The organism is Paenibacillus agaridevorans, from assembly GCF_003112455.1.
GTDB lineage: Bacteria > Bacillota > Bacilli > Paenibacillales > Paenibacillaceae > Pristimantibacillus > Pristimantibacillus agaridevorans.
This window is the reverse complement of the sequence record NZ_BDQX01000356.1, coordinates 80,595-88,490: the sequence shown is the minus strand read 5'-3', so window position 1 is coordinate 88,490 and position 7,896 is coordinate 80,595. Positions and strand designations below refer to the sequence as shown.

At 52.6% G+C, this 7,896-nt stretch carries 6 protein-coding genes; 1 reads left to right on the top strand and 5 read right to left on the bottom strand.

Annotation, left to right across the window (positions count from 1 at the left end):
* The 5 genes from PAT3040_RS37495 to PAT3040_RS27700 form a co-directional block, all read right to left on the bottom strand.
* Positions 1–554 (bottom strand): hypothetical protein (locus PAT3040_RS37495; protein WP_219930328.1); only part of this gene is annotated, 554 nt, incomplete at its 3' end.
* A gap of 174 nt (positions 555–728) precedes the next feature.
* Positions 729–1,775: a glycoside hydrolase family 130 protein gene (locus PAT3040_RS27715; protein ID WP_108995230.1), complete on the bottom strand. Its 1,047-nt coding sequence runs from the start codon at positions 1,773–1,775 to the stop codon at positions 729–731.
* A 26-nt stretch (positions 1,776–1,801) separates the two neighbouring features.
* Positions 1,802–3,334, bottom strand: a complete 1,533-nt coding sequence (locus PAT3040_RS27710; protein WP_108995229.1) for an extracellular solute-binding protein — start codon at positions 3,332–3,334, stop codon at positions 1,802–1,804.
* A gap of 78 nt (positions 3,335–3,412) precedes the next feature.
* Complete coding sequence (locus PAT3040_RS27705) at positions 3,413–4,297, bottom strand: carbohydrate ABC transporter permease (protein ID WP_108995228.1); 885 nt, start codon at positions 4,295–4,297, stop codon at positions 3,413–3,415.
* Positions 4,298–4,309: 12 nt separating this feature from the next.
* On the bottom strand, positions 4,310–5,248 hold the full coding sequence (locus PAT3040_RS27700; protein WP_108995227.1) for an ABC transporter permease: 939 nt from the start codon (positions 5,246–5,248) through the stop codon (positions 4,310–4,312).
* A 256-nt stretch (positions 5,249–5,504) separates the two neighbouring features.
* Here PAT3040_RS27700 and PAT3040_RS27695 point away from each other — a divergent pair, with 256 nt between their 5' ends.
* A complete protein-coding gene (locus PAT3040_RS27695) occupies positions 5,505–7,814 on the top strand; it encodes a helix-turn-helix transcriptional regulator (protein ID WP_108995226.1) in 2,310 nt (769 codons plus the stop codon).
* The last annotated feature ends 82 nt before the right edge of the window (positions 7,815–7,896 follow it).

The window sequence follows — 7,896 nt, the reverse complement described above, 5'->3', positions numbered from 1 at the left end:
CCCGCCGTCCGGATGACGTCGGCCAGAAACTCGATGACCTTCTCCTTGCCGGCTTTTTTGATGGCATCTCCCGCCCAGAGATTGAAGCTCATGACCGAGAGCTCCATGTCCGGATCGGGCCCCGGGACGACTTCGTCCACTATGGTGAAAGCGAAGCGGTCGGCATGCTCCGTATACCCGTCATTCAGCAAAAAGGCGATGTAATACTGGCCCGTCGCCAAATCCGACAGTTTGGGGTACTCCTTGCGTCCCTCGCTGTCATCCGTCAGCGTGACCGTGCCGGAGGGCATGTCGGCGACATATTCCCACTTCCACGCGTTTGTCCCTTTTTTCGGCGTTTCGCCAACGCGATAAATGCCGATCCAATCCTTGCTGCCTTGGGCACCTGTATAGTGAATGGTGAGCGGCTGCCCCCGCTCTACAACCGTCTGATCCATGCTCAACGTGCCGCGTTCCGCAGCTTGAATCGAACCCAGAGGCATACCGCCCCACGTTCCTGCTAACAGAATCAATGCCAACAACGATTTCAACAGTCTACTCCAGCGTTTACTCATGCGCATTCCCTCCTTGAACAGCAAGACATACCCGCCTTGCCTTCCTTTGCCTCTGACGTGCCATATGAATCCGCTCCTTTGTCCATCCGTCCTCGAAAACCGCTGGTAGCGCTTACTTTTCTCCCGAACGGGAGAAGGCAGCTAGAACTGCCTTCAACCTTGCGCAAGAAATCATCACGAAAACGTATTGAATATCGTCTCCAGCGGGATGTCCGCTACGGCCATCACTTCGTCCGCCGCGCCGTAATACATGCGTACCGTCCCATCCAGCAGCAAGGCCCCGCAGGAGAAGACGACCTTGCCGAAAAATCCGTTCACCTCGTACGCCGCTTCCGGCTCCAATACCGGAATGCGGGATCTAGCGATGACCTTCCCGGGATCCTCCAGGTCAAGCAACGCGGCGCCCATACAATAACGATGGTTGGCGTCCGCTCCGTGGTACAGGGCGAGCCAGCCGTGCTCGGTTCGAATCGGGACCGCGCCGCCGCCCATGCGGGCCGAATCCCAGCCTTGCGCGCTTAACCCCATCAGGAAACGATGGTTCCCCCAATGATCGAGATCGGGCGACTCGGCAATCCACATCTCGGGAGCGCCGAACGCTTTCGGTACCGGACGATGCAAGGCGTAGTATTTGCCGTTTATTTTTTCCGGGAATAACATGACATCCTTATTTTCGGGAGCCAGCATCATCCCGCGGCGTTTGAACGCTCGAAAGTCCCGAGTCTCCACCAAGCCGACGCCGACGCCATGCGCTGACGCGGCGCTATACGTGATGTAGTAGACGTCCCCGATTTGCGTCACGCGCGGATCTTCGATCCCCCAAGCCTCCAGAGCATGCTCCGGAAACAAAGCGGGCTGCGGTTCAACTTCGAATCGAATGCCGTCCTTGCTGCGCGCCACCCGGAGATGGGACAAGGAAGTCAGCATGATCGTGCGTCCGTATTGCGAGATGAAGCGCGAGTCGGAGAAATCATAGCGCGAATCGGCCTTGTCGTAACGTTCTATAAGTACGGAGGTGCCGGCATCGTTCAACCGTGGGACGAGCACCTCGTCTGCATTGTCCGTTACCGGCGCCTCCGCTACGCGCAGCAGCAGGATCGTTTCGTCCCCCAGCTGCGCGACGCCCGCATTAAACGCGCCTAACACTTTAAAGTCGGGGCGGGAAGGCGCTACGTCCTCCACCCGTATGACGGGATTTTGCGCGCTGCGTATTATGTTCATAACCAAAACCTCTTTCATGGGTGCCGTTATTTACCTGCTACAACCGCGTCGATTTGCGCCTGAATTTCATCGATCACTTTTTGTCCGCCGAGGCTGGCCATCTTCTCTCCCAGCGTCTTCTTGCCTTCTTCGGCAGCCAACAAACCTTGGTTCAGCGGCAGGAATATTGAATCGTGAAGCGGCGTAATTTTGGCGTATTCCGTCTTCACCTTTTCCGCATTGAAGTTAAAGCCGGCCGTTGGACTTAGCGTGAAGTTGGCAGGGTTGGTCGAGAAGTCGAACCATTTCTTGTCATCTGCCGACATCGTGTCCGGCGTGCGGTTAAGCGTCGGACGCCAGGTCAGCACGTAGCCTGGGAATGTGTAGCTCGACAGCACCTTGTAGCTTGTTTCTCCGACAGGCTCCCAGTCCTTGCCTTGAATCCCGTATTCCATCAAATCGTGATTTTCCTTAATCGACAGCCAGTTGGCTACGTCCATGGCCAGCTCGGGATTTTTGGAGGAAGCCGGAATGCAAAGGAAATTCCATTGCTGGAAAGCGGTATACGGCTTGGCCTGATCGCCGTTCGGAATGAACACTTCCAGCTTATCGCTGCCGTCTTGCAGCATTTCCGAATACTTCAGTCCTTCCACCCCATCGGCTGCGTAATAGGTAGCTGCATACTTGCCTTGCTTGAACAGCGTTTCCGCATTTTGCTCCTGGGCAATATTTTTGGAGAGGATCCCGTCCTGGTAATACCGGGTGACGCGCTCGTAAGCGTCGGCGATCATCGGGCTTTCCCATTGACCGACGACTTTCTTGTCCTTGGTGGAATAGGCGAACATGTTGACGCCGATTTCAAGCACCTCATCAAGTGCCAGATTGGCGGAATCGCTCAGTATGAATGGCAGTTTGTCGGCTTTGATGCCGTTGATGACAAAGGGCTTGACGTCTTGTTCCTTTTCTTTGACCGTATACAAGAAGGTTTCCAGATCGTCGAGCGTTTTCAGCTCCGGAAGACCGTATTTCTCGCGCAAATCTTTGCGGATCAGCAGGCCGTACAGCTGCCCCTGAGTCGTGCCGAGCGGAACGCCCATAATTTTGCCGTCGAATTTGTTGTACTCCCACATCTCTTCGGGAATGGATGCTTGCAGCTCCGGACGCTTGGCCACCATCTCATCCAGCTGCACCAAAGAATTGCTGGCGATCATCTGGTTCATGGACAACCACGGGGCATCCAAATACATGTCGAAATCTTCCCCGGCGGACATCTTCACGGATACGGCATTGCCGTAGTCGGTCCATGGCAGGAAATTGACATTCAGGGCCGCCCCGACGTTGTCCGCCTTCAATTTGTCATTGACCGCCTGCAGCACCTCGTCGAAACCCGCCGGTTTATCCCCCGGGAAATACGCCTTCAAGGTCACCGTTTCTTTCGGCGCTGGCGCCGCGCTCCCCGTATTCGCCGGAGCCTTCCCTTCATTGCCGCCAGTCTCCGCATTGCTTGCGCAACCCGCCATCACAAGCGACGAAACCAATACCGCCGTCGTCGCCGCGCCGAACATTTTCTTTACTCTCATCTCGTTACCCTCCCCTGTATACTTGAAAAGCCTATTTATGATTAACCGGTTAATCCGGTTAATGCCGGAATATCGCGCCTACCCTTTGACGGCGCCTACGGTCAAACCTTTGACGAAATACTTCTGCAGCATCGGATACAACAGCACGATCGGGCCGATCGTCAGTACGGTCGTCGCCATCCGCACGCCATAAGTCGGCGGCGTCACGGCAATGGCCACGCCGGAAGGAATGAGATTTTTGGCGGCCTCCATATTGGATACCATCCGGCGCAGGATCAATTGCAGCGGGAACAATTTCTCATTGTCCACGAACATCAACCCCATAAACCAATCATTCCAGTAATTCAGCGCATAGAACAGCCCGACGGAGGCCAGAATCGGCTTCGAGATGGGAATCATGATTTGAAAGAAAATCCTCATTTCATTCGCGCCGTCTATTCTTGCGGCTTCCTCCAGCTCCTCGGGAATCGTTCGGAAGAAACTGACCAGCAGGAAGACGAGGAACGGCTGGCATAACATCGTCAGGATGAGCACCCAGACGGTATTTTGCAAGTCCAGCCATTGGCTGACGACAATATAGAACGGAATGATGCCTCCGGAAAAAAGCATGGGCAAATAACAAAACAGGAGAAAAGGCGTCTTCAGGACATTCCGTTTGTTGGCAAGCGAATAACCAAGCATGGCGGAAATGCACAATGCGCTTAATGCGCCCACGACCGTGATAAAAATCGTAACCGCGTAGCCGTTAAACAGGACGTCGGACTGCAAAACCGCCTTATACGCGGCGAGCGATAATTTCTGCGGGAACAGGGTATAGCCGTTCGCGATCAATTCTCCTTCGTCGGTAAAAGAGCCGATGATCATCAGCAGAAAAGGAAACAAACAAAAGATGGTGAACAACAAAATAAACGTATAAGCAAACACCGTTAGCGACCGATCCGCGGCGCTCTGTTTCTGTCTCATCGTTTTACTCCCCTAGAATAAAGCAGATTCTTTGGACACTCTTCGGGTGATCCAGTTGGCGGCAATGACGAAAATCAGCCCCATGACCGATTGGAACAAACCAACGGCCGAAGACATGCCGAAGTCTCGCAGCTGTCTCATGGACCGGAAGACAAACGTATCAATGACGTCGGTCGTCGGATACAGCATGGAATTGTCCCCGATGATGGCATAAATCATGGCGAAATCCCCGTTGAAAATTTTGCCCACGGCCAGCAAGGTCATGATCATGATCGTCGGAACGAGCAGCGGCAGCGTGATGCGCAGCACGATCTGCGGCTTGGATGCTCCGTCGATTCGGGCGGCCTCGTACAAATCCTCGGATATGCCGGTAATGGCGGCCAAGAAAATGATGGAGAGATATCCCGCTCCCTGCCACACGCGAATGACCGTCAAAATGTACGGCCAAACCTTCGACTCGAACATCCAGTTAATCGGCTCGAAGCCCATGCTTTGCAGCCATGTGTTCACCATCGGTTCTTCTCCGCCGAATAAGGATTGGACGATCATGCCTACCACAATCCAGGACATAAAATAAGGAAGAAAAATAAGAGACTGCGAGATTCGTTTGAAATACTTGTTGCGGATTTCGTTAAACATCAGCGCGATCAATACCGCCGCCACCGTAGTGAACACAATGAACAGCATGTTCAACGTCAGCGTGTTGCGCAGAATGACCCAGAAGTCATCCGAAGTAAAGAAGTACTCGAAGTTTCTAAAACCAACCCATTCGCTACCCGTAATGCCTTTGGCGTAATTGTAATCCTTGAAGGCGATCATGACCCCGTATATGGGAAAATAACTGAATACGAGAAAGAACAGCAGCCCCGGCACGGCCATCCCGTAAAGAAAAGGATTTTGGGCGATGTGCTTCAGTTTGGACGGCTTCCTTGCGCTAAGCGGATACGACATCGTTTTACTCCCCTCCTTTCATTGGATACGGGCAATGGCATCGTTGTCCCGTTATCTATACCGTTACCTTACTCGGCGTTCGACGCCGCGGCAATTCCGGCAAGCACCAATTTATCCTGAAAACGCGGATTTACGACCTTCCCAAAAATAACACAATTACCGAAATTACCGATTTCGCGGGCGGGAAGACTCGTTATGCTATAATGAGTCTGCAAATTTATAGACTCGACAGTTACAATAACGGGGGTTTTAGAGCATGAAGCTTTCACTTCCGCTTCTCGCTTCGCTGAAGCGGCATCCTACTTATATGAAGCTTATTTTTTATTTTGTCAGCGCCAACGTTCTCGTTCTGGCCGTATCCTTTGCCTTGCTTAATTGGCAGTCCTCCAAGACGCTTCTCGAAGAGATCGGCGATCATTCCGAATCCCTGCTGGCGAATGGCGCGCGGAATACGGCGCGGCTGATGGAGTGGTCGCTCGAGTTCAGCTTTTCTTCCAGCAATGATAGCATTCTCAAGGTATATGCCCTTTCGGATCGTTACAGCGATTTGGAAACGTACGAGGTATGGAGCCGTCTTACGGACATCAAGAACGCTAACCCTTCTATCCATTCCGTCTATCTGATCAACGATTACACGAATACCATAGTGGATTCCAGGCTTGGACTCAACGACGCCGAGTCTTTTTACGATCAGGATATTATCGAGCGTTTGCGAGATCCGAATACGGCGGACCACAGCGTGCTCATTCCAAGAACCTTGTCCTCTCCTCTTGCAGGGCAAGAGGCCAAAGAAGTCATGACCATCGTCCGATTTTACGAAAAAGGAAGCTCCATCTCGGCATTTGTTCTGAACGTGGACACGCATGACTTGATGACCTTGCTTCAAAACAATTCGAATTACGCGAACAGGTCGATCACGGTTCTGAATGATAGGGACGAGACGGTGTATAGCAGCATTCCTTTGAATCGGGAACAAGTGGCGGAGCTCAGGAGCCACGGAAGTAAAGGGGCCAGCGGCTGGAAGCTGTTTCAGCCCCGCAAGCAGGAAGAGCAGCTGATGGTTTACGCGAGCTCCTCCATTAAAGGCATTCAGGACTGGAGCTTTATCGAGACGATACCGAAGTCGGCCATCTTGGGGAAAATCGCGGTTCTTCGCAACACAAGCCTTATCTTGTTTCTCGTTCTGTTCCTGGCATCGTTGACCGTTATCGTTCTGATTTCCAAACGGGTGTATTCCCCTATTCAAGAACTGATTAGCAGAGTTATGCGGCAGCACCAGGCCGAGAAGCCGGGCGAAGGATATAGCGCGAATGAGCTTGACTACTTATCCAATGTATTCACGGCTCAACACCAACGGATTCATGTCCTGACCGAGCAATCCCGGCATCATAAAACTTTGGGCAGGGAGCGGTTTTTGCGTGATTTTCTAGGGGATATCTACCATTCGCTAGAGGAAATACGCTCGCAATTCCAAGAATGGGGAATTGATCTGCCGGAAGACCAGCTGTCGGTGGCCATCTACCGGATCGACCGCTTCTCGGAATTTTCGGATACCTATCCGGAGAAGGACCGGCGTCTGCTTCGGTTTGCCATGTCCAATATTATTCAAGAGTCGCTGCAATCGTCCAGGCACAAGCCGCAAACGGTGGACATGGGGAACGATCACGTGGCGGTTGTCTTATCGGCTCCATTGTCCGATGAATTCGCGGGGAAGCTGCAAGTCTCCCAGCAGTTGATCCGGCAATATTTGTCCATCGGCACGACGGTCGCCTGGGGCAGGATGCTGCCTAGCTTGACCGACATGCATGAGATCTATATGGAAACGTATGAACTGACGCAGGAACGATTCCAATTCGGCCATGGTACGATCATAGTGAAAGAATGGCTAGCCGACGCTCCGGGAGAATTGTATCACCTGCCCGTGGACAAAGAGCGGCAAATGGCCCAGGCCCTTTCCAAGGGAAACGCGGATACCGTTTTGGAGACCATACGCTCCGCGGTAGCCAGGATGCGGGAATTGCCCTACTTTGAAAGTAAAATGTCGTTGATTATCTTGTTCATGGACATCCGCCGGCTTATGCAGGAACACGCTGGTCAGCCGCTCTCCAGCTCATGGGGGCTGACTTCGATTGAAACCCAAATCACGCAGCTGGAAACGATGGAGAACGTGGCGTCTTGGATTGAATCGCTCACAAGCAGGACCCTGGAGGACATCGCGGCTGCCCGCGGCCTTTCCAAAAACGTCGCCCTGATCGAGCAGGCCCACCGGTTTATTGACGAGCGATTAACCGACCCGAACTTGTCCGCCACCATGTTGGCCGATCATCTGGGTTTATCCGTAAACTATTTTCGCGGTTTATATAAAATGGAAACGAACCAATCGATTACGGATACAATATCGGAGAAACGCCTCGATTGCATTTGCCGGGAATTGATTGCCTCTGACGCAGCAATCGAGCAGATCATCCATAACTTCGGCTTTTCGTCGCTTAACACGTTCTATTCGATCTTCAAAAAGGTGTACGGAATGACGCCGGCTCAATACCGGAGAATGAATAGGCAATGAACTAACCTGTCTATCGACGCCATCGTTTCGACGAAACGTATAGAGAAAGGACTAACAAACTCCATACGTCAAAAAAGACCCG

Bases quoted from the DNA above. Each gene is read 5' to 3' on its own strand.
- PAT3040_RS27715 (WP_108995230.1), bottom strand. From the start codon at position 1,775: ATGAACATAATACGCAGCGCGCAAAATCCCGTCATACGGGTGGAGGAC.
- PAT3040_RS27710 (WP_108995229.1), bottom strand. From the start codon at position 3,334: ATGAGAGTAAAGAAAATGTTCGGCGCGGCGACGACGGCGGTATTGGTT.
- PAT3040_RS27705 (WP_108995228.1), bottom strand. From the start codon at position 4,297: ATGAGACAGAAACAGAGCGCCGCGGATCGGTCGCTAACGGTGTTTGCT.
- PAT3040_RS27700 (WP_108995227.1), bottom strand. From the start codon at position 5,248: ATGTCGTATCCGCTTAGCGCAAGGAAGCCGTCCAAACTGAAGCACATC.
- PAT3040_RS27695 (WP_108995226.1), top strand. From the start codon at position 5,505: ATGAAGCTTTCACTTCCGCTTCTCGCTTCGCTGAAGCGGCATCCTACT.